Source organism: Rhodococcus shunpengi (assembly GCF_048381395.1).
Taxonomy (GTDB): Bacteria; Actinomycetota; Actinomycetes; order Mycobacteriales; family Mycobacteriaceae; genus Rhodococcus.
The window spans coordinates 339202-362082 of record NZ_JBLWIU010000034.1 but is presented as its reverse complement, the minus strand read 5'-3'; the positions used below and the strand labels follow the sequence as shown (position 1 = coordinate 362082).

The 22881-nt window shown below is 70.2% G+C and carries 18 protein-coding genes; 8 read left to right on the top strand and 10 right to left on the bottom strand.

Annotated elements, in window-relative coordinates; translation table 11 throughout:
* Positions 1-101 precede the first annotated feature (101 nt).
* A complete protein-coding gene (locus ACNJ7K_RS21930; protein ID WP_230787313.1) occupies positions 102-1052 on the top strand; it encodes a TIGR03621 family F420-dependent LLM class oxidoreductase in 951 nt (316 codons plus the stop codon).
* A 67-nt stretch (positions 1053-1119) separates the two neighbouring features.
* The gene (hrpA, locus tag ACNJ7K_RS21925) at positions 1120-5013 is read left to right on the top strand and encodes an ATP-dependent RNA helicase HrpA (protein ID WP_159418527.1); all 3894 of its coding nucleotides are present in this window, start codon (positions 1120-1122) and stop codon (positions 5011-5013) included.
* A gap of 12 nt (positions 5014-5025) precedes the next feature.
* On the opposite strand, the gene nrdR is transcribed toward hrpA, so the two are convergent.
* On the bottom strand, positions 5026-5496 hold the full coding sequence (nrdR, locus tag ACNJ7K_RS21920; protein WP_059381265.1) for a transcriptional regulator NrdR: 471 nt from the start codon (positions 5494-5496) through the stop codon (positions 5026-5028).
* A 193-nt stretch (positions 5497-5689) separates the two neighbouring features.
* On the bottom strand, positions 5690-5959 hold the full coding sequence (locus ACNJ7K_RS21915; RefSeq protein ID WP_230787320.1) for a LysM peptidoglycan-binding domain-containing protein: 270 nt from the start codon (positions 5957-5959) through the stop codon (positions 5690-5692).
* 613 nt (positions 5960-6572) lie between these two features.
* Here ACNJ7K_RS21915 and lexA point away from each other — a divergent pair.
* The gene (gene lexA / locus ACNJ7K_RS21910) at positions 6573-7283 is read left to right on the top strand and encodes a transcriptional repressor LexA (RefSeq protein WP_230787322.1); all 711 of its coding nucleotides are present in this window, start codon (positions 6573-6575) and stop codon (positions 7281-7283) included.
* 79 nt (positions 7284-7362) lie between these two features.
* On the opposite strand, the gene ACNJ7K_RS21905 is transcribed toward lexA, so the two are convergent.
* The 3 genes from ACNJ7K_RS21905 to ptsP form a co-directional block, all read right to left on the bottom strand.
* Positions 7363-8505, bottom strand: coding sequence for an acyl-CoA dehydrogenase family protein (locus ACNJ7K_RS21905; protein ID WP_016692710.1), 1143 nt, complete (start codon positions 8503-8505; stop codon positions 7363-7365).
* A 147-nt stretch (positions 8506-8652) separates the two neighbouring features.
* Positions 8653-9945, bottom strand: a complete 1293-nt coding sequence (locus tag ACNJ7K_RS21900) for a uracil-xanthine permease family protein (protein ID WP_487042183.1) — start codon at positions 9943-9945, stop codon at positions 8653-8655.
* Positions 9946-10076: 131 nt separating this feature from the next.
* A complete protein-coding gene (ptsP, locus tag ACNJ7K_RS21895) occupies positions 10077-11744 on the bottom strand; it encodes a phosphoenolpyruvate--protein phosphotransferase (protein WP_230787337.1) in 1668 nt (555 codons plus the stop codon).
* 132 nt (positions 11745-11876) lie between these two features.
* Between ptsP and ACNJ7K_RS21890 the strand changes: the two genes are divergently transcribed.
* From ACNJ7K_RS21890 to ACNJ7K_RS21875, 4 genes are all read left to right on the top strand, one after another.
* Complete coding sequence (locus ACNJ7K_RS21890; RefSeq protein WP_060651224.1) at positions 11877-12644, top strand: DeoR/GlpR family DNA-binding transcription regulator; 768 nt, start codon at positions 11877-11879, stop codon at positions 12642-12644.
* Positions 12641-13630 carry a 1-phosphofructokinase gene (gene pfkB, locus ACNJ7K_RS21885; RefSeq protein ID WP_487042182.1) on the top strand — a complete coding sequence of 330 codons (990 nt, stop codon included), beginning with the start codon at positions 12641-12643 and terminating at the stop codon, positions 13628-13630. Before ACNJ7K_RS21890 ends, pfkB begins: the two co-directional genes overlap by 4 nt.
* Positions 13631-13638: 8 nt before the next feature.
* Positions 13639-15729 (top strand): PTS fructose transporter subunit IIABC, encoded by a 2091-nt coding sequence (locus ACNJ7K_RS21880; RefSeq protein ID WP_277371506.1) that lies wholly within the window; start codon positions 13639-13641, stop codon positions 15727-15729.
* Positions 15730-15793: 64 nt separating this feature from the next.
* Positions 15794-16051: an HPr family phosphocarrier protein gene (locus ACNJ7K_RS21875; protein WP_120282330.1), complete on the top strand. Its 258-nt coding sequence runs from the start codon at positions 15794-15796 to the stop codon at positions 16049-16051.
* Positions 16052-16103: 52 nt separating this feature from the next.
* Here ACNJ7K_RS21875 and ACNJ7K_RS21870 read toward each other — a convergent pair whose 3' ends face one another.
* The 5 genes from ACNJ7K_RS21870 to ACNJ7K_RS21850 form a co-directional block, all read right to left on the bottom strand.
* Complete coding sequence (locus ACNJ7K_RS21870) at positions 16104-17144, bottom strand: NHL repeat-containing protein (RefSeq protein WP_487042181.1); 1041 nt, start codon at positions 17142-17144, stop codon at positions 16104-16106.
* Positions 17144-18610 carry a GTPase HflX gene (hflX, locus tag ACNJ7K_RS21865; protein ID WP_120282328.1) on the bottom strand — a complete coding sequence of 489 codons (1467 nt, stop codon included), beginning with the start codon at positions 18608-18610 and terminating at the stop codon, positions 17144-17146. Before hflX ends, ACNJ7K_RS21870 begins: the two co-directional genes overlap by 1 nt.
* A 105-nt stretch (positions 18611-18715) precedes the next feature.
* A complete protein-coding gene (dapF, locus tag ACNJ7K_RS21860; RefSeq protein WP_487042180.1) occupies positions 18716-19582 on the bottom strand; it encodes a diaminopimelate epimerase in 867 nt (288 codons plus the stop codon).
* Positions 19583-19592: 10 nt separating this feature from the next.
* On the bottom strand, positions 19593-20555 hold the full coding sequence (gene miaA, locus ACNJ7K_RS21855) for a tRNA (adenosine(37)-N6)-dimethylallyltransferase MiaA (RefSeq protein ID WP_174247048.1): 963 nt from the start codon (positions 20553-20555) through the stop codon (positions 19593-19595).
* The gene (locus ACNJ7K_RS21850; RefSeq protein ID WP_487042179.1) at positions 20552-21265 is read right to left on the bottom strand and encodes a class III extradiol ring-cleavage dioxygenase family protein; all 714 of its coding nucleotides are present in this window, start codon (positions 21263-21265) and stop codon (positions 20552-20554) included. Before ACNJ7K_RS21850 ends, miaA begins: the two co-directional genes overlap by 4 nt.
* Positions 21266-21414: 149 nt before the next feature.
* Between ACNJ7K_RS21850 and ACNJ7K_RS21845 the strand changes: the two genes are divergently transcribed.
* Positions 21415-22827, top strand: coding sequence for a DUF349 domain-containing protein (locus ACNJ7K_RS21845; protein ID WP_487042178.1), 1413 nt, complete (start codon positions 21415-21417; stop codon positions 22825-22827).
* Positions 22828-22881 lie beyond the last annotated feature (54 nt).

The following is a 22881-nucleotide window of genomic DNA, read 5'->3' as shown; positions in this document are numbered from 1 at the left end:
CACCCACGACCAACTCCCGTCCACGACGATCACGACACCCGCCATCGTATGCGGAGGAAACGACTCTGGCGCCGAAGACCCGCACCCGCCACCCTGGTGCCATGACCGAGTTCCGCTTCTCCGTCAACATCTTCGAGGTCGGGTCCCCCGATGCGTTCGCTCGCTGGTGCCGGGCCGTCGAGGACGCGGGCTTCGACGCCGTGTACGCGGCCGACCATCTCGGTGTCCCCGCGCCGTTCCCCGTCCTGGTCGCCGCCGCCGGCGCCACCGAGCGTCTGCGGGTCGGAACGATGGTGCTCAATGCCGGTTTCTGGAATCCGGCACTGCTCGCCCGCGAGATCGCGACCACCGATCTGCTCACCGGCGGCCGGCTCGAGGTCGGTCTCGGCGCAGGCCACATGAGATGGGAGTTCGAGGCGGCCGGGATCGAGTGGGAACGCTTCGACGAGCGAGCCGAGAGACTCGAAGCCACTGTGCAGGAACTGCAGCGATCGTTCACCGGGTCCGGTTTCGACGAGCAGGCAGCGCTGCGCGAAGCGTTCGATCTGTCCGTGCTCCGTCCGGTGCAACGGCGCGGATTCGGCGGCTACGGTCCGCCCCTGATCGTCGGAGGCACCGGCGACCGGATCCTCGCCGTCGCCGCCGCCCACGCCGACATCCTGAGCGTCGCCGGCGCCGTCCAACTGCCGGGGAAGCCACCGGGGACGTTCCGCATCGCCACCGCGGCCGAGGCCGACGACCGTGTCACGTTCGCGCGGGCACGGGCCGGCGACCGGGTCGAGGACATCGAGTGGCACACCCTGCTCCAGGCGGTCGTCGAGACCGACGATCGGGCAGGCACCGCCGCCGCGCTCGCCGAGCGGTTCGAGCACACCGTCGGCGCCGACGATCTGCTCGACTCGCCGTTCGTGCTGATCGGCACGGTCGACGAGATGGCCGGGCAGATCCTGCGCAGCCGGGAGCGCTACGGGTTCACCCACTTCACGGTCCACGCCCCGTACCGGGAGATCTTCGGTGAAGTGATCGGCCGGGTGCGCGCCCTGGCGGGCTGACCACCGGGCCTGCCCGCCCTCCCCGACCGGCCCCGACCGGGTCGTTTCGCTAGGCTGTGTGATCAGCATGTCCATCTCCCCCGCCCCGAATCGTCGCGAACTGCGCGCTGCCCTGTCCGAGGTCTCCCTCCGCGACGAGAACCGCCTCCGTCGCAGGCTCGACCGGGCGTGGGGCGGCGAGGCGCTGACCGAGGTCGCCGCCGAGATCGAGAACGCCCGCACCCGGCTCGCGTCCCGCGCGTCGTCGGTCCCGGAGATCCGTTATCCCGAGGACCTGCCGGTCTCGCAGCGCAAGGACGACATCGCCGCCGCGATCCGCGACCACCAGGTCGTGGTGGTCGCCGGCGAGACCGGTTCGGGCAAGACGACGCAGATCCCGAAGATCTGCCTCGAACTCGGGCGCGGGGTTCGCGGCCTGATCGGCCACACCCAGCCGCGCCGTATCGCCGCGCGCGCCGTCGCCGAACGACTCGCGGAGGAACTGGACACCGAGCTCGGCGACGCCGTCGGATACACGGTGCGTTTCAACGATCAGGTCACCGAGTCGACACTCGTCAAGCTGATGACCGACGGCATCCTCCTCGCCGAGATCCAGCGCGACCGTCTGCTGCGCCGGTACGACACGCTCATCATCGACGAGGCGCACGAGCGCAGCCTCAACATCGACTTCCTGCTCGGGTACCTCGCGCAGCTGCTTCCGCGTCGCCCCGATCTGAAGGTGATCATCACCTCGGCGACGATCGACCCCGAACGTTTCGCACGCCACTTCGCCGACGCGAACGGCACGCCCGCCCCCATCGTGGAGGTCTCCGGCCGCACTTATCCCGTCGAGGTCCGTTATCGGCCGCTGACGGTCGAGGTGGGCGACACGCTCGTCGACCGCGACCCCGTCGACGCGGTGTGCGAGGCCGTCGAGGAACTCCAGCGCGAAGGCGACGGCGACATCCTGGTCTTCCTCTCCGGCGAGCGTGAGATCCGCGACACCGCCGATGCGCTGCGCGACCGCAAGCTGCGCAACACCGAGATCCTCCCGCTCTACGGACGTCTGTCGGCGGCCGAACAGCACCGGGTCTTCGCACCGCACACGGGTCGACGGGTCGTGTTGTCCACCAACGTCGCCGAGACGTCCCTGACGGTTCCCGGTATCCGCTACGTCGTCGACCCCGGCACCGCCCGTATCTCGCGGTACTCGGTGCGGACGAAGGTGCAGCGACTGCCGATCGAGCCGATCTCGCAGGCCTCGGCGCGTCAGCGCGCCGGGCGTTGCGGTCGCGTCGCCGACGGCATCTGCATCCGCTTGTACTCGGAGGACGACTTCGACGGCCGGCCGGAGTTCACCGAACCCGAGATCCTGCGCACCAACCTCGCGTCGGTGGTGCTGCAGATGACGGCGCTCGGTCTCGGCGACATCGAGGCGTTCCCGTTCGTGGAGGCACCGGATCCCCGCGCGATCCGCGACGGCATCGCTCTGCTCGAGGAGCTCGGCGCGCTCGAACCCGCGAAGAAGGGCGAGACGCCGCGCCTGACCGCGACGGGTCGCGAGGTCGCCCGGCTGCCCGTCGATCCGCGCATGGCCCGAATGATCGTCGAGGGCCACCGCAACGGATGCCTGCGCGAGGTCCTCATCATCGTCGCGGCCCTGTCGATCCAGGACGTGCGTGAGCGCCCGACCGAGTTCCAGCAGGCCGCCGATGAGAAGCACGCCCGGTTCGCGGTCGAGGGCTCGGATTTCCTGGCCTTCCTGCGGCTGTGGGACTACCTGAAGGAGCAACGGCGGGAACTGTCGTCGAGCAGGTTCCGCAGGTTGTGCCGCGACGAGTTCCTGCACTGGTTGCGGATCCGTGAGTGGCAGGACCTGCAGGGGCAGCTCCGTCAGATCACCGTCGACATGGGCTGGCAGACGCACCACCGCGACGTGAACCCCGACGACGTCCACAAGTCGCTGCTTGCAGGTCTGCTGTCGCACATCGGTCTTCGCGAGGGCGACAAGCGCGACTTCCTCGGTGCCCGCGGCGCACGGTTCGCGGTCTTCCCGGGATCGTCGTTGTTCAAGAAGCCTCCGCGCTGGGTCATGGCCGCCGAACTCGTGGAGACCTCCCGGCTGTGGGCGCGGACGGCCGCGCGCATCGAACCCGAATGGGTCGAGAAGCTCGCTCCGCACCTGGTCAAGCGCACCTATTCGGAGCCGCACTGGTCGACGCGCCGCGAGTCGGCGATGGCCTACGAACGCGTCACGCTCTACGGCATCCCGTTGATCGCCCAGCGTCCCGTGCCGTACGGACGGATCGATCCGGAGGTCTCGCGCGAACTGTTCATCCGTCACGCCCTCGTGCAGGGCGAATGGCGCACACAGCACAAGTTCTTCCACGACAACCGGGCGTTGCTCGAGGACGTCGAGGAACTCGAACACCGTGCGCGCCGGCGCGACATCGTCGTCGACGACGAGACCCTGTTCGACTTCTACGACCAGCGGGTCGGCCCGGAGGCGATCTCGGCCCGGCACTTCGACACGTGGTGGAAGAAGACCCGCAGGCAGCAACCCGACCTGCTGACGTTCACGCCGGACACCGTGGTGAACCAGGACGCCGCGTCGGTGCTCGAGGGCGACTACCCGGATGCGTGGCGCCAGGGCGAGATCCAGTTCCCCCTCACCTACCAGTTCGAGCCGGGCACGGAGGAGGACGGCGTCACCGCCCGCGTCCCCGTCGCGCTGCTCGCGAACCTCAAGTCCGTCGGTTTCGACTGGCTCGTACCCGGGATGCGGACCGAGCTGGTGACGGCCCTCATCAAGACTTTGCCGAAACACCTTCGGAGGCAGGTCGTCCCGGCTCCCGATTTCGCGGCGGCCGCCCTCGCCTCGGTGACGCCGCGCTCCGAACCGCTCGTCAATGCGATGGCCCGCGAGCTGTCGCGGCTCGGCCGGTGCACGATCGAGCCCTCGGACTTCGATACCGGTGCGTTGCCCGACCATCTGCGGATGACCTTCGCGGCGGTCGACGAGCGCGGCACCGTGCTCGGTCGCAGCAAGAGCCTGGCGGCCCTGCGGAAGAAGTTGGCTCCGCGGGTCGAAGCGGAGGTCTCGCGCGCCGCTGCGGGCACCGAACGTCCCGCGGCGGTGGTGTGGACGGCCGAGACCCTCGGGGACCTGCCGGAGACCGTCACCCGCGAGGTCGGCGGCCGGAAGGTCACCGGTTACCCCGCCCTGGTCGCGGAGAAGGACGGCGTCGCGGTGCGCGTGCTCAGCACACCGCAGGCCCAGCAGAACGCAACGCGTCAGGGGTTGCGCGCCCTGTTGCTGTCGTCGGCACCGACGAAGGCGAAGGCCGTGACCTCGGGGCTGACCAACATGGAGCGGCTCGCGCTCGGGCGGAACCCCGACGGATCGTTCGAGGCGCTGATCGAGGACTGCCGTGCCTGCGCGGTGGATGAACTCATCGCCGCGCACGGCGCTCCCGTGCGCACCCCCGAGGAGTTCGAGGCGCTCGCGGCCACGGTGCGGTCACACCTGCCGGGGCGCGTGGCCCGTCTGTTGAAAGCGGTTGTGCCCGTGCTGTCCCGTGCCCACGAGGTGGGTGTGCTCCTCGATCGGTCGAACGGCGAGGCTGCCGACGACGTACGCGAACAGCTGCAGTCGTTGCTGTTCCCCGGCTTCGTCACCGATCTGGGGTCGCGGCGGATCGCCGACCTGCCGCGCTATCTCACCGCGGCTGCGCAGCGCCTGGAGGCGTTGCCGGCGAGTGCGCATCGCGACGCGGCGGGAATGGATGTGCTCGATCGCGTCTACGGCGCTTACGACAAGCTGCTCGCACGACTGCCGGAGGAGCGGCGCGCCGCGCCCGAGGTGGTCGAGATCTACTGGATGATCGAGGAACTGCGCGTGAGCCTGTTCGCGCAGGGTCTCGGGACGCGGATCCCGGTGTCGGAGAAGCGCGTCCTGAAGGCGATCGACGGGATCCGGTAGCGACCGGGACGGTCAGTCGGTCGCGTCCGAGCGGGACTTCTTGTGCTCGCGCAGTTCCTGGATCTCACGTTCGAAATCCTCTGCGGAGCTGAAGGAACGATAGACCGACGCGAATCGCAGATAGGCGACCTCGTCGAGATCGCGTAGGGGTCCGAGGATCGCCAGTCCGACCTCGTGGCTCGGGACCTCGGGTGAGCCCTTCGCCCGCACCGCGTCCTCGACCTGCTGCGCGAGCTTGTTGAGTGCGTCGTTGTCGACATCGCGTCCCTGGCAGGCGCGGGCCACGCCGCGCACGACCTTCTCGCGGCTGAACGGCTCGGTCACGCCGCTGCGCTTGACGACGGACAGAACGGCCGTCTCGACTGTGGTGAAGCGGCGCCCGCATTCGGGACACGCCCGTCGACGACGGATCGCGGCACCCTCGTCTGCCTCGCGCGAATCGACCACCCGGGAATCGGGATGGCGGCAATACGGGCAGTACATGTCGGTTCCTTCGTCGTGCCCGTGCGGGTCGCGACGTCGGCGCCGAAGCAATGTCTCCCGACCGGAACCGTCTCCACCCGCGAGTGGGCCGACACCGCCGCAACCACACGGAGTGGTGTGACTGACAGTGTTAGACAATACCCGCCTGTCCGGTTCGGGCGCGGATCGCGGGTCGGGCAGGGCCACGACGCCCTCATCCCCGGGTGGAATCCGGCACGAGGAGGCGGCTTCCGGCCTGCACGGCCGTACCGTCGAGCGAGTTGAGGTCGGCGATCCTCGCCATCATGACGTCGACCGGGGCGTCGGGCCACACGCGAGCGGCCAAGGCCTCCAGGCTCTCCCCCTCTCGCACGACCGTGACCGTGGTGCCGGCGCTCTGCGAGATCACCTCATCGGTACGCACGTGGGCGAGCACGAGGAGCATCGTGGTCGCGAGCGCGGTGAGGAGCACCGTCGCGGCCATCTGCCGCCAACTCGTCCCCTCCGCAGGTCGGCGACTGCGCGGTGTGATCTCCGAACGGCGGTGCAGGGGTTCGCGCGAGGGCGCGGCGCCGGATTCGCGCGAAGGCGCGGCGCCGGATTCGCGCGAAGGCGCGGCGACGCGCGGTCTCGTCCGCGCCGGGACACGGGTGCGATGGTGCAGCGTCGACGTCGCTATCGGTCGGATGCGATATGCCGCCGCTCCGGGCGCACCTGCTCCGTGCGGGCCCGCGACGGTCCGCCCTGCCGTGCTCGTCCGGACTGAGGCACCGGTTCGGACCACCGCGCCCTGTCGCGCCGTACCCACCGGAACCGCCGTGTCGATCCGAACCGCTCTGCTCATCGGAAATCCTCCGTGTCGCTGTGCGTGGTCTTCCGACCCCGTCCGTGTCACCGTGCGTGGTCTCACGACCTCACTCGATCACTCGATCATGTGTTCGAACGAAAGTCTGTTCGAATGTTCTACCACGAGTCGCACCCCGACGACAGCTCTCCGGAGGGTGAATCTCGAACATCTGTTTGATATACGCGCGGGATCTCGATAGATTCGAAAGGCAACTTGCAACCCATCCGACACTCGCCGCACGGAGGTCACGATGAAGGCGGACGGAACATCCACAGCCCGCCGGGGCGGACCCGAGACCGACGATCCCACCGCGAGCCTCACCGAGCGTCAGCGTCGTGTGCTCGAGGTCATCCGCGATTCCGTCAGCGAACGGGGGTACCCACCGAGCATCCGCGAGATCGGCGACGCCGTCGGACTCAACTCCACGTCCTCCGTCGCACACCAGCTGCGCACCCTCGAACGGAAGGGCTTCCTGCGTCGCGATCCGAACCGTCCGCGTGCCGTGGACGTCCGCGGTCTCGAGCCCACCCCCGCGGCCGAGCCCTCCCCCGAGGTGGTCGCCGGCTCGTCGACCGACGACATCCCTTCGGCGGCAATGGTTCCCGTCGTCGGCCGGATCGCGGCCGGTGGTCCGATCCTGGCCGAGGAATCGGTCGAGGACGTCTTCCCGCTGCCGCGCGAACTCGTCGGTCAGGGCTCGTTGTTCCTGCTCAAGGTCGTCGGCCAGTCGATGATCGACGCGGCCATCTGCGACGGCGACTGGGTGGTCGTCCGGCAGCAGAACGTCGCCGACAACGGCGACATCGTCGCCGCGATGCTCGACGGCGAGGCCACCGTCAAGACGTTCAAGCGGGTCGACGGCGACGTCTGGCTCATGCCGCACAACCCGATGTTCGAGCCGATCCCGGGCAATGACGCAGTCATTCTCGGCAAGGTCGTCACCGTCGTCCGCAAGATCTGATTCCCGGGCCACCCGGAGACGAACGAGGCCGGGGTGGNCTCCGCTGAGCGGAGCCACCCCGGCCTTTCTCGTACGTGCCTCAGACGTTGAGGCCGCGCCCGATGACTTCCTTCATGATCTCGTTCGTACCGCCGTAGATCTTCTGCACGCGGGCATCGAGGTACGCCTTGGCGACCGGGTACTCGCGCATGTAGCCGTAGCCGCCGTGCAGCTGCAGGCAGCGGTCGATCAGCTCGACCTGCTTGTCGGTGGTCCAGTACTTGGCCATCGCGGCCTCCTGGACGGTGAGCTTCTTCTCGTTGAGCAGCTCGATGCACCGGTCCACGAACACCCGGGCCAGCTGGGTCTCGGTGGCGAGCTCGGCGAGCTCGAAGCGGGTGTTCTGGAACTTGCCGATCGGCTTGCCGAACGCCTTGCGGTCGCGGCAGTACTGGATCGTGTCGTCGAGCACGCGCTCCATCGCGGCAGCGGCGACGACGGCGATCGCGAGACGTTCCTGCGGCAGGTTCTGCATCAGATAGATGAAGCCCATGCCCTCCTGGCCGAGGAGGTTGGCCGCCGGGACGCGGACGTCGTTGAAGCTGAGCTCCGCCGTGTCCTGCGCGTCGAGGCCGATCTTGTCGAGGTTGCGTCCCCGCTCGAAGCCCGGCATGCCGCGCTCGACGACGAGCAGTGAGAAGCCCTGGGCGCCCTTCTCCGGATCGGTGCAGGCGACGACGATCACCAGATCCGAGTGGATGCCGTTGGTGATGAACGTCTTGGCGCCGTTGAGGACCCAGTCGTCACCGTCGCGCACCGCGCGGGTCTTGATGCCCTGCAGGTCGCTGCCGGTGCCGGGCTCGGTCATCGCGATGGCCGTGATCAGCTCACCCGAACAGAAGCCGGGGAGCCAGCGCTTCTTCTGCTCCTCGTTCGCGAGCTCGAGCAGGTAGGGAGCGACGACGTCGTTGTGCAGCATGAAGCCCAGACCGCTGAAGCCCAGCTTGGTGGTCTCCTCGGCCATGATGGCGTTGTAGCGGAAGTCGTCCATTCCACCGCCGCCGTATTCCTCCGGCACCGCCATGCCGAGGAAGCCCTGCGCGCCGGCCTTCTTCCACACCTCACGGTCGACGATCTTGTCCTTCTCCCACTGCTCGTGGAAGGGGGCCACCTCCTGTTCGAGGAACTTCCGGTACGACTCCCGGAAGAGGTCGTGCTCGGGCTCGAAAAGGGTGCGTTCCATCTGCGCTCCTGTGTGAGACGTCGTTCGACATACTCACGGTATGCAGACGAGCGCGCGGTGACGCTGACACAACCGAGCGCATTTTGTGACCCGGACGACCCCAGCGGGTACGCGTCGGTATCGAACGGCCGATGCGCCGGGTTCCGGTCAGCGGCGCAGATCCGCGAGTCTGCGCAGCAGCGGGTACGCGACGAGGATGCCGATCGAACCCCAGGCGATACCGCCGAGTTCGACCGAGCCGATCGACAGGGTCAGGTCGCCGATGCCGGCGACGAGCGCCGCAGCCGCAACCGTGAGGTTGACCGGATCCGTGAAGTCGACCTTCGCCTCCGTCCAGATACGCACACCGAGGATGCCGATCAGGCCGTAGAGCACGAGGGTCGCGCCGCCGAGGACACCGTCGGGCACGGTGAACACCAGCGCACCGAACTTCGGCGAGAAGGCCAGCACGACGGCGGTGACCGCCGCAACGGCGTATGCAGCGGTCGAATACACGCGCGTGGCCGCCATGACGCCGATGTTCTCGGCGTAGGTGGTCGTGCCCGAGCCGCCGCCCGCACCGGCGAGGGTGGTCGCAAGGCCGTCGGCGACGAGCGCGTTGCCGGCCATGTCGTCGAGGTTCCGGCCGGTCATCGCGGCGACCGCCTTGACGTGGCCGACGTTCTCCGCGACCAGCACGACGACGACGGGCAGCGCCAGCAGCACGACCGACAGTTCGAAGGTGGGGCCGTGCAGATCGGGCAGGCCGAACCAGGCCGCGTCGCGCATGGCGTCGATGCGTTCGGACGCGATCGCCCCGGTGAACGCCGCGAAGATCCATCCGACGATCACACCGACGAGGATGCCGAGGCGGCCGAGCATGCCCGGGCCGACCACCGTCACGAGCAGCGTGACCACGAGCGTGATCGTGGCGACGAGCGGTTGGGCTTCGAACGATCCGGTGGCGGTCGGCGCGAGGTTGAGGCCGATGAGGGCGACGATCGCCCCGGTGACCACCGGCGGCATGATCGCATCGATGATGCGCGAACCTGCCGCCTTGACCACGAGACCGATGATCACCAGAACGATGCCGACGGCGACGATCCCGCCGAGCTGCGCTGCAGGACCGGAACCGGCCGAGGCGCTGAGCGGCGCGATGAACGCGAACGACGAGCCGAGATAGCTGGGCACCCGGCCGCGCGTGATGATCAGGAACAGCGCGGTGCCGATTCCGGAGAACAGCAGCGTCGTCGTGACGGGGAAGCCCGTGATCGTCGGCACGAGCAGGGTGGCGCCGAACATCGCGATGACGTGCTGCATCCCGATGCCGATGGTGCGCGGCCACGACAGTCGCTCGTGCGGTGCGACCACCGCACCGGGATTGATACGACGCCCGTCGCCGTGCAGGGTCCAGCCGCGGCGTGTGGTCGTGCGTCCGGTCGTGTTCGCTCGTTCGGTCACGACAGGTCATCGTAGAACCGGCAGCCTCAGCGGCGTGGAATCGGCCATCCCGGCCGCGTGGAACAGGCCGTCCCGGCCGCGTCGAACAGGCCGTCCCGGCCGCGTGGAACAGGCCGTCCCGGCCGCGCCGCTCAGTCCAGCAGTTTCGCTGCCGCGGCACGTGCCGCTACGGGGTCGTCGCTCGCGAGGACCGCCTCGGCCGCCTCGCGGCAACGGTCCATCGGGACCGAGGAGAGCCGGGCGCCGACACCCGTCACCGCGGACGCCGCGCACGACAAGGAGGTCACGCCCATTCCGGCCAGGACGCAGGCGAGAAGCGGGTCGGCCGCCGCCTCGCCGCACACCCCGACCGGCTTGCCCGCAGCCGCCCCGGCCTGTGCCGCGCGGGCCACCAGCGCGAGCACCGCGGGCTGCCACGGGTCGGTGAGTGCGGCCAGCTGCGGCGACATCCGGTCGGCCGCCATCGTGTACTGGGCGAGGTCGTTGGTGCCGATCGACAGGAAGTCCAGGTGTTCGAGCAGCCGGTCGGCGAGCAGGGCAGCGGACGGAACCTCGATCATGACGCCCGGTGACAGTCCGCGCTCGCGCACGCGCGCGGCGAAATCGGCGGCCTCCGAAACGGTCGCCACCATCGGCGCCATGACCCACGGCGTGGCGCCGGTGCGCGAAGCCGCCGCGGCCACCGCGTCGAGCTGACGATCGAGGACGCCCGGCGCCGTGGTCGTGATGCGGATACCGCGGACGCCGAGGGCGGGGTTGTGCTCGTCGGGGTGGTTGGCGAACCGGAGGGGCTTGTCGGATCCGGCGTCGAGCGTCCTCAGGACGACCTTCCGCCCGTCGAACGCCTCGAAGACCGCCGCATAGATGTCGGCCTGCTCGTCCACCGTCGGTTCGGTGTCGCGGTCGAGGAAGCACAGCTCGGTGCGGAACAGTCCGACGCCCTGCGCCGGCGTCCGGCGCGCTGCGTGGGCACCGGCTCCGTCCTGCACGTTGGCGAGGATCTCGACCGGGTGACCGTCGGCGGTGGCACCGGGGCCGGACCAGCCCGCCACCCGCTCGCGTTCGACGCGGTCGCGTTCGACCTCTGCTGCGGCCTCGGCACCGTCCGGGGAGAGCACGATCCGGCCCGCCGCGCCGTCGACCAGCACCTCGGTGCCGGCCGGAACGTCGTCGAGACCGGCCACCGCGACGACGCACGGGATGCCGAGCTGGCGCGCGATGATCGCGGTGTGGCTCGTGGGTCCTCCGAGAGAGGTGGCCAGCGCGACGACGACGGAGGGGTCGAGTCCGGCGGTGTCGGCGGGTGCGAGATCGGCCGCGAGGAGCACGGACGGCGAATCGGGCATCTCGAGGCCGGGTTCGGGGGCGCCCTGCAGTTCGGCGATCACGCGGTCGCGGATGTCGAGCAGGTCGGTGACGCGCTCGGCCTGCAGCCCGCCCATCTTCTCGAACAGGGCTGCGAACTGGTCGGTGGCGGCGACGGTGGCGCCGACCGCGTCGGTGCCGGACCGGATCTTCGTCGCGGCCGCCCCGCGCCAGGCGCGGTCCTCGACCAGCACAGCGGTGGCCTGAAGCACTTCTGCTGCGGCACCCGATGCCCGCGAGGCCCGGGCCCGCAGCCGCTCGGCCACGACTTTCGCGGCGTCCTCGAATCGGCCCACCTCGGCCTCGCGCGCCGTGTCGGGGATCGAGGCGCCCTGCGCCGGGACCACAGGACGCGCGACGGGACGGATGACCGGCCCGTATCCGATACCGGGGACGACGGGGGTGCCGTGCAGGACGGACGCCGACTGCTCCATGGAGATCTCCTCACCGCAGTAGTTCGTTGTGACTCAGATTACTCGGAAGCCTTGACATGTCAACACAGACGGGCGTAAAACAACATAAACCAACATTGTTTCCCCACAAATCGGGTACCCCCAGGAGTGTCGGTGTACGCAGAGGAACGGCAGCAGGCGATCGCAGCGCTGGTGGCGGCTCGTGGCCGCGTATCGGTCGCCGTGCTCGCCGACCGGTACGGCGTCACCACCGAAACCGTGCGCCGCGACCTCGCCCACCTCGAACGCCTGGGCCTCGTGCGGCGCGTCCACGGCGGCGCGATCCCGGCCGCCTCGCTGTCGGTGGCCGAGCCCGCCCTCTCCGAGCGCGAACACACCCGCGCCGAACACAAGGACCGCATCGCCGCCGCCGCCACGTCCTTCCTCCCGCCGTCCGGCGGAAGCGTGCTCTTCGACGCCGGCACCACGACCGGCAGGATCGTCGGAGCGCTGCCGCCCGAGGTCGACCTCACCGTCGTCACCAACTCGGTGCCGATCGCCGCGCGCCTCGCCGCGATGAGCACCGTGCAACTGCACCTGCTCGGCGGTCGCGTCCGCGGTGTCACGCAGGCCGCGGTGGGCGCCGAGGCCCTCGCCACCTTGTCGACGGTGCACGTCGACGTGGCGTTCATCGGCACCAACGCGCTGAGCATCGACCACGGCCTGTCCACCCCCGACGCCGACGAGGCCGCGGTCAAGCGCGCGATGGTGCGCACCGCCGACCGGGTCGTCGTGGTCGCCGATTCGTCGAAGGTCGGTCGGCGCAATCTCCTGAGCTTCGCGTCGCTCGAACCGATCGACGTCCTGGTCACCGACACCGATCTCGACGACACCGACCGTCGGCAACTCATCGAACACGGAATCGAGGTGGTGACGGCATGATCGTCACGCTCACGGCCAACCCCAGTCTCGATCGCACGGTCGGGCTGACGGGCCCGCTCGAGCGCGGGAGGGTGCATCGCACCGAGCGATCCACCGTCGATCCGGGCGGCAAGGGGATCAACGTCGCCCGTGTGCTGCACGCCGCGACAACCGAGGTCGTCGCCGTTCTCCCGGCCAACGCCGGCGATCCTCTGCTCGCCGCGCTGGACGAGCAGGGCATCGCCCATCGGGCCGTGCCCACCTCCGGGCCGACGCGCAACAACATCACCGTCGCCGAACCCGACGGCACCACCACCAAGCTCAACGAACCCGGAACCCCCTGCACCGGACGCACACTCGGCGAACTGCACGCAGTCCTGCTGGAATGCGCGCAGGGAGCCGCGTGGACCGTCCTGTCCGGTTCTCTTCCTCCCGGTGTGCCCGAGTCGTGGTATGCCGATCTCGTGGGTGCCCTTCGCGGTCTCGGATGCCGCATCGCGGTCGACACCTCCGAGCGGCCACTGCTCGCCCTCGCCGAGCGGTTCCCCGCGGCGGCCCCCGACGTGATCAAGCCGAACTCCGACGAACTGGCCCAGCTCACCGGCGCCGACGCCCACGAACTCGAATCCGGTGCCGCCGCAGGAGACGTCGGCGCCGTGGTCGACGCGGGACGGGTGCTGGTGGAACGCGGTGTCGGCGCGGTGCTCGCGACCCTCGGCGGTGCGGGCGCAGTGCTGGTCACCGCCACCGGCGCGTGGCGGGCCACCGCCGACGACGTCACGGTCCGCAGCACGGTCGGCGCGGGAGACTCGTCGCTCGCCGGATATCTGCTCGCCGATCAGGCCGGTCACACCCCCGACGAGTGCCTGCGCCTCGCCGTGGCGTACGGGACCGCAGCCGTCACGCTCCCCGGAACAGCCCTGCCCACAACCGATTCCGTCGATCCATCCCGGGTGCACGTCACCGACGTCCACCGCCGACCCCGACCGCTCCCCTCCCACTCCTAAGGAACGTCATGTCCGACACCACCTCCGGCTCCGCAGGCGGTTCCTCGATCATCGGCACGGAACTCGTCTCGCTCGATGCCGACCTGGGATCCGACAAGAACTCCGTCATCGCCGCGCTCGCCGAGCGTCTCGCAGTGAACGGTCGCGCGTCCGACGCCGACGCACTCACCGCAGCCGTTCTCGAACGGGAGGCCAAGTCCGCCACCGGTCTTCCCGGCGGGATCGCGATCCCGCACGCACGCAGCGAAGCGGTGACCACACCGTCGCTCGGTTTCGCCCGACTGTCCCCGAAGGCCGACTTCGGTGCGCCCGACGGACCCGCCGATCTCGTCTTCCTCATCGCCGCGCCCGAAGGTGCGGGCGGCGACCACATGAAGCTCCTCACCGCTCTCGCTCGTGCACTCGTGCGCCCGGACTTCGTCGCGTCGCTGCGCGCGGCCGCGTCCGCGGACGAGGTCATCGCGCTCGTCGAGGACGTCCTCCCGCCCCGACCGGAAGCGTCGAGCAGCGCTGCTGCCGGCTCGACCGCAGCGCCGGAACAGCCGTCACCGACAGCTTCCGCGAAGCCGGCGGTCGCGCCTCCGCAGAGCGCGGAACAACCCGGAGGCCGCACGATCGTCGCGGTCACCGCGTGCCCGACCGGTATCGCGCACACCTACATGGCCGCCGACGCGCTGGCCGCCGCCGGTGAACGCGCGGGCGTGACGGTCCGGGTGGAGACGCAGGGATCGAGCGGCAGCACTCCTCTGCCCGCCGACGTGATCGCCGGCGCCGACGCCGTCATCTTCGCCACCGACGTGGGCGTCAAGGGCCGCGAACGGTTCGCCGGGAAGCCCGTGATCGCCTCGGGCGTCAAGCGCGCGATCAACGAACCGGACACCATGGTCGGCGAGGCCCTGCGGGCCGCCACCGATCCGTCCGCACGCACCGTCGAGGGCACCGCGGGCGCCCCGGCGGGTGAGTCGGAGAGCGGCAGCGATCTCGGCTGGGGTACCCGGCTGCGGCAGATCCTGCTCACCGGCGTGAGCTACATGATCCCGTTCGTCGCGGCCGGTGGTCTGCTCATCGCTCTGGGCTTCCTGCTCGCCGGTCCCGACATCACCGACTCGGCCGCCGACATCGTCCTCGACAACACGCTCACCAACCTGCCCGAGGGTGGGCTCGGCACCTATCTCGGTGCGGTGCTGTACCAGATCGGCTCGTTGGCGTTCTCGTTCCTCGTCCCGGCACTGGCCGGGTACATCGCCTTCGCGATCGCGGACCGTCCGGGTCTGGCTCCGGGCTTCACCGCCGGTGCGGTGGCCGTCTTCGTCGGCGCCGGTTTCATCGGCGGTCTCGTCGGCGGCATCATCGCCGGCTTCGCGGCCCTGTGGGTCGGCCGTATCCCGCTGCCCACCTGGGCTCGTGGTCTGATGCCCGTGGTGATCATCCCGCTGCTCGCGAGCCTGATCGTCGGTGGGCTCATGTTCCTGCTGCTCGGTCGCCCGCTGGCCGCGATCACGACCGGTCTCACCGACTGGCTCAACGGTCTGTCCGGCGGTTCCGCGGTGCTGCTCGGCGCGATCCTCGGCCTGATGATGTGCTTCGACCTCGGCGGACCGGTCAACAAGGCCGCCTACGCCTTCGCGGTCGCGGGTCTCGACGTCGCCAACACCGGTTCGCTCGAGATCATGGCGGCGGTCATGGCCGCCGGTATGGTTCCGCCGCTCGCCATGGCACTGTCGTCGCTGGTGCGTCCGCGTCTCTACAGCACGGCCGAACGCGAGAACGGCAAGGCCGCATGGCTGCTCGGTGCATCGTTCATCTCGGAGGGCGCCATCCCGTTCGCGGCGGCGGACCCGTTCCGGGTCATCCCGTCGATGATGCTCGGCGGCGCCGTGACGGGCGGCATCGTCATGGCGACGGGTGTCACGCTCACCGCTCCCCACGGCGGATTGTTCGTGTTGTTCGCGATGGACCGCGTGGTGTGGTTCCTGATCGCACTGGCGGCCGGCACGGTGGTCGCCGCACTCGCGGTCAGCATCGCCAAGTCGATCACGCGTCCCGCCCGGGTCGCCGCCGACGAGGCGAACCCCCAGCCCGTAGCGGCACGCTCCTGATCGACAGCGGCACGCTCCTGACCGCACCGACTCCCTGCACTTCCCCACCACGAAGGAGATTCACATGCCCAGCACCACGGTTGCCGTCGGTTCGTCCATCGGCCTCCATGCCCGTCCCGCAGGGATCATCGCCGAGGCCGTGGTCGCGGCCGGTGTCCCGGTGACCCTCGCGGTCGACGGCGGCGAGCCCGTCGACGCCGGTTCGGCCCTGATGATCATGACCCTCGGCGCGGAAAAGGACACGCAGGTCACGATCTCGTGCGACGACGACGCGGTCCTCGCGCAGGTCGCGGAGCTGGTCGCCGCAGACCTCGACGCCTGATCTCAGCCGCGGGCGCGACGCCTGATCTCGGCCGCGGGCGCGGCGCCTGATCTCAGCCGCGGGCGCGGCGCCGGACGACGAGTCCGAGGACCCCGAGGGCGATGACCCCGGCGGCTACGCCCGCACCGACGACCGGCAGTGCCGCGGACGACATCTCGTCCGCGGCATCGTCGTTCGCGGGTGCGAAGAGATCGGTCGCACCGCGACGGATATGGAGCGGTGGATTCTCCGTGCCTGCCGCGCCGCGCTCGGACGCGGTGAGCAGGTCCCCGTCGGCGGTGAAGGCGACGGCTTCGCCCTGCGGTTCGTCCGGGACCGGGACGCGGAAGCGCGGACCGGCGACCAGAGCGGACGCGAGATCGCCGTCGGGAACATGGAACAGGTAGACGTCGGTGTAGGTGCGGACCGCCGCGACCGTCCCGTCGGCGCTGACCGCACCACCGGTGATCATCGAGGAGGACGCACCGGGAATGGGACCGCCGGGAGTGTCCGACGGTCCGAGTGCCAGCGACCCGACCTTCTCGAGGGGGGCCGGTCCCGGGGCGGGCAGGCCGTCGATCGTGAGTCCGCGTGCGGGCCGATAGACATTGCTCGAGCCGAACAGCGCCTTCGTCACGATCACAGGTTCGCCCGTCGCGGAGACGAGCACGGTCTCGGCGTCGCGGGGACCGTCGGGATAGGTCAGCCGATGCAGATCTCCCTGCCCGGTGTCGGGGTCGAGGGAGATGAGCGCGATCGTCTCGCGGACGCGGGTGTTGTCGCCGAGATCCCCGAGCCACAACCGGCCGTCGGGCCCCGCGGCGAGATCCTCGATGTCGTAGGGATCGACGGGCGACGGAACACGTTGCAGCACCGAGCAATCGCCGTCGAGTTCGACGATGCGTTCGTCCTCCCCGGCATCGGGCGTCGCGAACAGCCGGTTGCCGATCGTCGCGAAGCCGGACAGTTCGGCGAGCACGGGATCGTCGGGGATACACAGCATCTCGGTCGGCAGATCCGCGACCGGAATCCCGGCGTCCTGCGCGCCGGCGTGCGAGACCGGCACGAACGCCGCGACGGCAGCGAGCAGCGCCGCCCGGCGCACGACCCGCATCAGGCCGCGAAGTCGACCAATGCCGACGCCAGCGCTGCCGGCACCTTCGCGTGCACCCGCGTGCCGTCCACCTCGTGCTCGGACGACAGGATCTGACCGTCCGAGTGGATGCGCGCGAGCAGATCACCGCGGGTGTACGGCAGGAGCAGCTTCACCTCGACGTCGGGATCCTCGAGCAGACCCGCGAGATGGGTCTGCAACTCCTCGACGCCCTCGCCGGTGTGCGCGGAGACGAACACCGCGCCGGGGATCGCGCTGCGCAACTGCGCCAGGGTGACCGGGTCGGCGGCATCGATCTTGTTGACGACGATCAGTTCCGGCGGCGGCGGTGCGTCCGATTCGCGGAGCACCTCGGTGACGACTTCGCGCACCGCCTTGATCTGCTCGGTGGGCATCGGGTCGGAACCGTCGACGACGTGGAGCAGCACATCGGCGTCGGCGACTTCCTCGAGGGTCGACCGGAACGCCTCGACCAGCTGGGTCGGGAGGTGCCGGACGAAACCGACGGTGTCGGTGAGCACGTACTCGCGGCCGTCGGGCAGCGCCGACCGGCGGGTCGTCGGGTCGAGGGTCGCGAACAGTGCGTTCTGCACCAGGACACCGGAGCCGGTGAGCTTGTTGAGCAGGCTCGACTTGCCGGCGTTGGTGTATCCGACGATCGCGACGGACGGGATCTTGTTGCGCAGACGCCGGGTGCGCTTGGTGTCGCGCGCGGCCTTCATCGCCTTGATCTCGCGACGGAGCTTGGCCATCCGCTCACGGATCCGGCGACGGTCGGTCTCGATCTTCGTCTCACCGGGACCGCGCAGGCCCACACCGCCGTTGCTACCGGCACGGCCACCGGCCTGCCGCGACATCGACTCGCCCCAGCCGCGCAGCCGCGGGAGCATGTACTCCATCTGCGCGAGGGAGACCTGTGCCTTACCCTCCCGCGAGGTGGCGTGCTGGGCGAAGATGTCGAGAATCAGCGCGGTCCGGTCGATGACCTTGACCTTGACGACCTTCTCCAGCGCGGTGAGCTGGGCGGGGGTGAGTTCGCCGTCGCAGATCACGGTGTCGGCACCGGTGGACAGGACGATCTCCCGCAGTTCGTCGGCCTTGCCGGAGCCGATGTAGGTGGAAGCATCGGGCCGGTCGCGACGCTGGACCAGACCTTCGAGGACCTCGGAGCCCGCGGTCTCGGCGAGCGCGGCCAGCTCGGCCAGACTCGCTTCCGCCTGGGCGGCCGTTCCGCCCGTCCAGACACCGACGAGCACGACACGCTCGAGTCGGAGCTGACGGTATTCGACCTCGGTGATGTCCTCGAGTTCGGTGGACAGACCGGCCACACGCCGCAACGCGCTACGGTCTTCGAGTTGCATCTCGCCGACGGACGGATCCTCGGCGGTCCAGCCTCCGGATGCGTCGTACGCGGTCGGAGTGCTGTCATCTGTGGTTGCGCGATGCATGCGCTGTGTGTTCGTCATACACCTCCATGGTGTCACGAAGCCCGAATCGGTGCATTCGAGTTCTTCTGCCGCATCCCCGCGGGGGTACCCGAGTGCACCCCGAGCTGGCCCGATCGGTGCCGATCAGTTCGGCGCCGACCACCAGGTGTCGTCGAGTTCACCCGCTGCGACCAGCACCGACGGCCCGCGCAGCCAGGCGCGACCGTCCTCGATGCGCACCTCGACCGAGCCGCCGGGGATCCGCACCCGCACCGCGCCGTCGGATGCGCCGTCGAAGCGCAGGGCCGCAGCGGCCGCCGCCACCGTGCCGGTTCCGCACGAGCGGGTCTCCCCCACGCCGCGTTCGTGGACGCGCATGTGGACCGTCCCGGCCGCGATCGGGGTCAGGAACTCGATGTTGACCCCGTGCGGGAAGAAGCCCGGGTCGAAGCCGGGCGAGGTGAGGTCGAGACCGGCAAGACTCGTGTCGTTCAGGTGCGGGTCCACGCACGCGAGGTGCGGGTTGCCGACGTCGATGCCGATGCCCGGATAGACCCGCCCGTCGATGGTCGCCGCCGACTCGCCGAGGGTGCGCACCGTCCCCATGTCCACGGTCACCTCGCCGAGGACCGGTCCGGTCTCGTGCACGGTGACGGGCTTGCCTCCCGCCCGGCTGCCGACGACGAACTCGCGGCGGTCCTCGAGTCCGTGCGCGGTGAGATAGTGCGCGAACACCCGCACACCGTTGCCGCACATCTCGGCGATGGATCCGTCGCCGTTGCGGTAGTCCATGAACCAGTCGTCGGCGTCGGTGCCCTCGGGCAGTTCTTCGAGCACACCGGCCGACACCAGCGCACCGGCCCGCGCCACGCGGAGCACACCGTCGGCACCGAGCCCGCGGCGCCGGTCGCACAGGGCGGCGATCCGGCCTGCGTCGAGGTCCAGGCGCGCGTCGGGGTCGGGAAGGATCACGAAGTCGTTCTCGGTTCCGTGCCCTTTGCTGAACTCCATGCGCGCTACCTTATCGGGCTGGTGAGGCCGGTGATGTGCGTGCGTCCTGTACGGCCCGCCGGGCGACGTCGAGCAGGTGGGGGTCGGCGCCGTCGAGCCAGTGGATGCGCGGGTCGCGGCGGAACCACGAGCGTTGTCGTCGCACGTAGCGGCGGGTCCCGATGAACGTCCGCTCGCGTGCGTGGTCGAGGTCGTACTCCCCGTCGATGTACGCGAGCACCTGCGCGTAGCCGATCGCGCGACGTGCGGTGACACCCTCGTGCAGGCCGACCTCGAGGAGACCGTGCACCTCGTCGACGAGGCCCCGTTCGAACATCAGGTCGGTGCGCCGCGCGATGCGGTCGTCGAGTTCGGCGGTGTCGCGGTCGACGCCCAGGATCACGGTGCCCCAGCGAGGCTCACCGATCGTCGGCTGCGACGCCGCGAACGGTTGCCCGGTCAGTTCGACGACCTCGAGCGCGCGGACCATGCGGCGGCCGTCGGTGGGCAGGATCGTCGCCGCGGCGGCGGGATCGGCGCTCTGCAGCGCCCGGTGGACCGCTGCGAGCCCCTCGGTCTCGAGGACCGCCTCCCACTTGGCGCGGACCTGCGGATCCGTCGCCGGGAACTGCCATTCGTCGAGCAGTGCCTGTACGTACATCATCGATCCGCCGACGACGATCGGGAGACGACCGCGCCCGAGGATCGCCTCGACGTCGGCGATCGCGGCCTGCTGGTAGCGGGCGACCGTCGCGGTCTCGGTGACGTCGAGGACGTCGAGCTGATGGTGCGGGATCCCGCGACGCTCGTCCGGTGCCAGCTTGGCCGTCCCGATGTCCATCCCGCGGTACTGCTGCATCGCGTCGATGTTGACGATCTCGCCACCGAGCGCCTCGGCGAGGTCCAGTCCGAGATCGGACTTGCCCGTGGCGGTGGGGCCCACCACCGCGATCGGTACGAGCGTGTCGGCGGGGCCGGTGATTCCTGCGCTCACGGTGTCCAGATTCCCACGTGGTAGCCCACGCCGTAGGGCGCGGCGGAGTAGGTGACGGACGCCGAACGCGGGCGCGCGCCGAGGGTGGCCGCCAGGACGTGCCAGGCGGCGCGTCCGGTCAGCTTGATGTCCGAACACAGCTCGGGGTCGAGTGCCGCGAGCGCCTCCGGATCGCCGGCGCAGAGCGCCGCGGCCAGGGCCGCCTCGACCTCCTCCGAACGCGAATCGTAGGCGCCGGGCGCCTTGGCCGTGAGGGTCGTCGCTCCGTCCGCGACGACGAGCAACGCTCGCGGCCGATCGTCGCGGTCGAGTTCCGCACGCAGGTCGCGGCCGAGATCGGCGCAGTCGGCGGCGGCGGCGTCGGCGGCCACCACGTGGGTCGTCACGCGGGTGCCGGGTGCCGTGCGGTCGCGGATCCAGCCGGCCACCAGAGCGGTCAACGCGAGCGCGGGATCGGGTTCGCCGGCGGCCTCGGGACCGAGCTGGACCGTGACGTCGACACCGAAGCCGAGGAAGGACCCGCGCGCGGTGGGGGGAACGGTCTGCTCGGCCGTCTCGGCTCCCACGACCACCCATTCCGTGGCACCGGACAGGCTACGACCGACCTCGAGAACCGCCTCGCGCAGATCGTCGGTCTCGGACGCGGCGAGACCGGTGAGCTCGGGCACGAGCAGCGGTGGGGACGGCACGAACGCCGCGGCGGTCAACACATCGGCAACCGTAGTCCACCGGACCCGGCGCCCTGCATCGACACGACCTGTTTCAATAGTGGGCGGACACGATCGCGGAGCCCCGGGATCGACCGGCGGTAGACCCATGCGACCAGGCAGCCGTGCCGCGCGGCAGAGATGAGGTATCGATGAGCGACCCGAACGCACAGGACCGAACCGGCGAGTCGACGCAGGAGCGGACCCCGCGTCCCGGTCCCGCCACACCCCGAGCCCATGCTGCGACGCCCGGCCCTGCGGGCCGAGAGAACGGCAGTTCCACCGCAGCACCCCCGAAGCCGCATCCCGTCGCGGCCCAGACGCACCCCCACGTCCCGGCGGTGCCCGCGAGCGATCCGAGTCGGTTCGGACGCGTCGACGAGGACGGCACCGCATGGGTCCGCACGAGCGAGGGCGAGCGGTGCATCGGATCGTGGCAGGCAGGCGACGCCGCCGAGGGCCTCGCGCACTTCGGACGCCGTTACGACGATCTCGCCACCGAGGTGGCGATCCTCGAGACCCGGTTGACCTCCGGCACCGCCGACGTGAAGAAGACCCGCGCGGCCGCCGAGGCACTGGCCGAGTCGCTGCCGACCGCCGCCGTCATCGGTGATCTCGATGCGCTCGCCACCCGGCTCACCGCGATCATCGAGCACTCCGAGGAGGCCGCGGCTCTCGCCAAGCAGGAGAAGGAGCGTCGGCGCGCCGAGAGCACGGCCCGCAAGGAGGCCCTCGCGGCCGAGGCCGAGACGATCGCCGCCGAATCCACCCAGTGGAAGGCTGCGGGCGACCGGCTGCGCGAGATCCTCGAGGAGTGGAAGACCATCCGCGGGGTCGACCGGAAGGTCGACGACGTGTTGTGGCGTCGCTACTCGAAGGCACGCGAGGCGTTCAACCGGCGTCGCGGGGCCCACTTCGCCGAACTCGACCGCGAGCGCGCCGCGGCGAAGAGCCGCAAGGAAGAACTCGTCGCCCGGGCGGAGGATCTGCAGAACTCCACCGACTGGGGTGCCACCGCCGCGGCCTTCCGCGACCTGCTCGGCGAGTGGAAGGCCGCCGGACGGGCACCGAAGGACGCCGACGACCAGCTGTGGAAGCGATTCAAGGGCGCCCAGGACGTCTTCTTCGCCGCACGCAACGCCGCGAACGCCGAGCGCGACGCCGAGTTCGAGGAGAACGCCCGCGCGAAGGAGGCCCTGCTCGAAGCGGCCTCTTCGATCGACCCGTCGGCCGATCTCGAAGGTGCCCGGGCGCGCCTGCGCGAGCTGCAGGACCAGTGGGAGGCGATCGGCAAGGTGCCGCGCGAGCGCATGCACGACCTCGAGGGTCGTCTGCGGGCCATCGAGAAGAAGGTGCGCGAGGCCGCGGATTCCGAGTGGCGCCGCACCGATCCCGAGGCCCTCGCCCGTGCGGCCCAGTTCCGTGAGCGGGTGCGCCAGTTCGAGGAGCAGGCCGCCAAAGCGACCGCCGCCGGCCGGGCGAAGGAGGCCGAGAAGGCTCTCGCCCAGGCCGCGCAGTGGCGCGAGTGGGCCGACGCGGCCGAAGGTGCCGTCGGCGAGCGCTGACCCCCGCGACATCCGAGACGGACGATCCCCCTCTCCCGATCGGGAGAGGGGGAT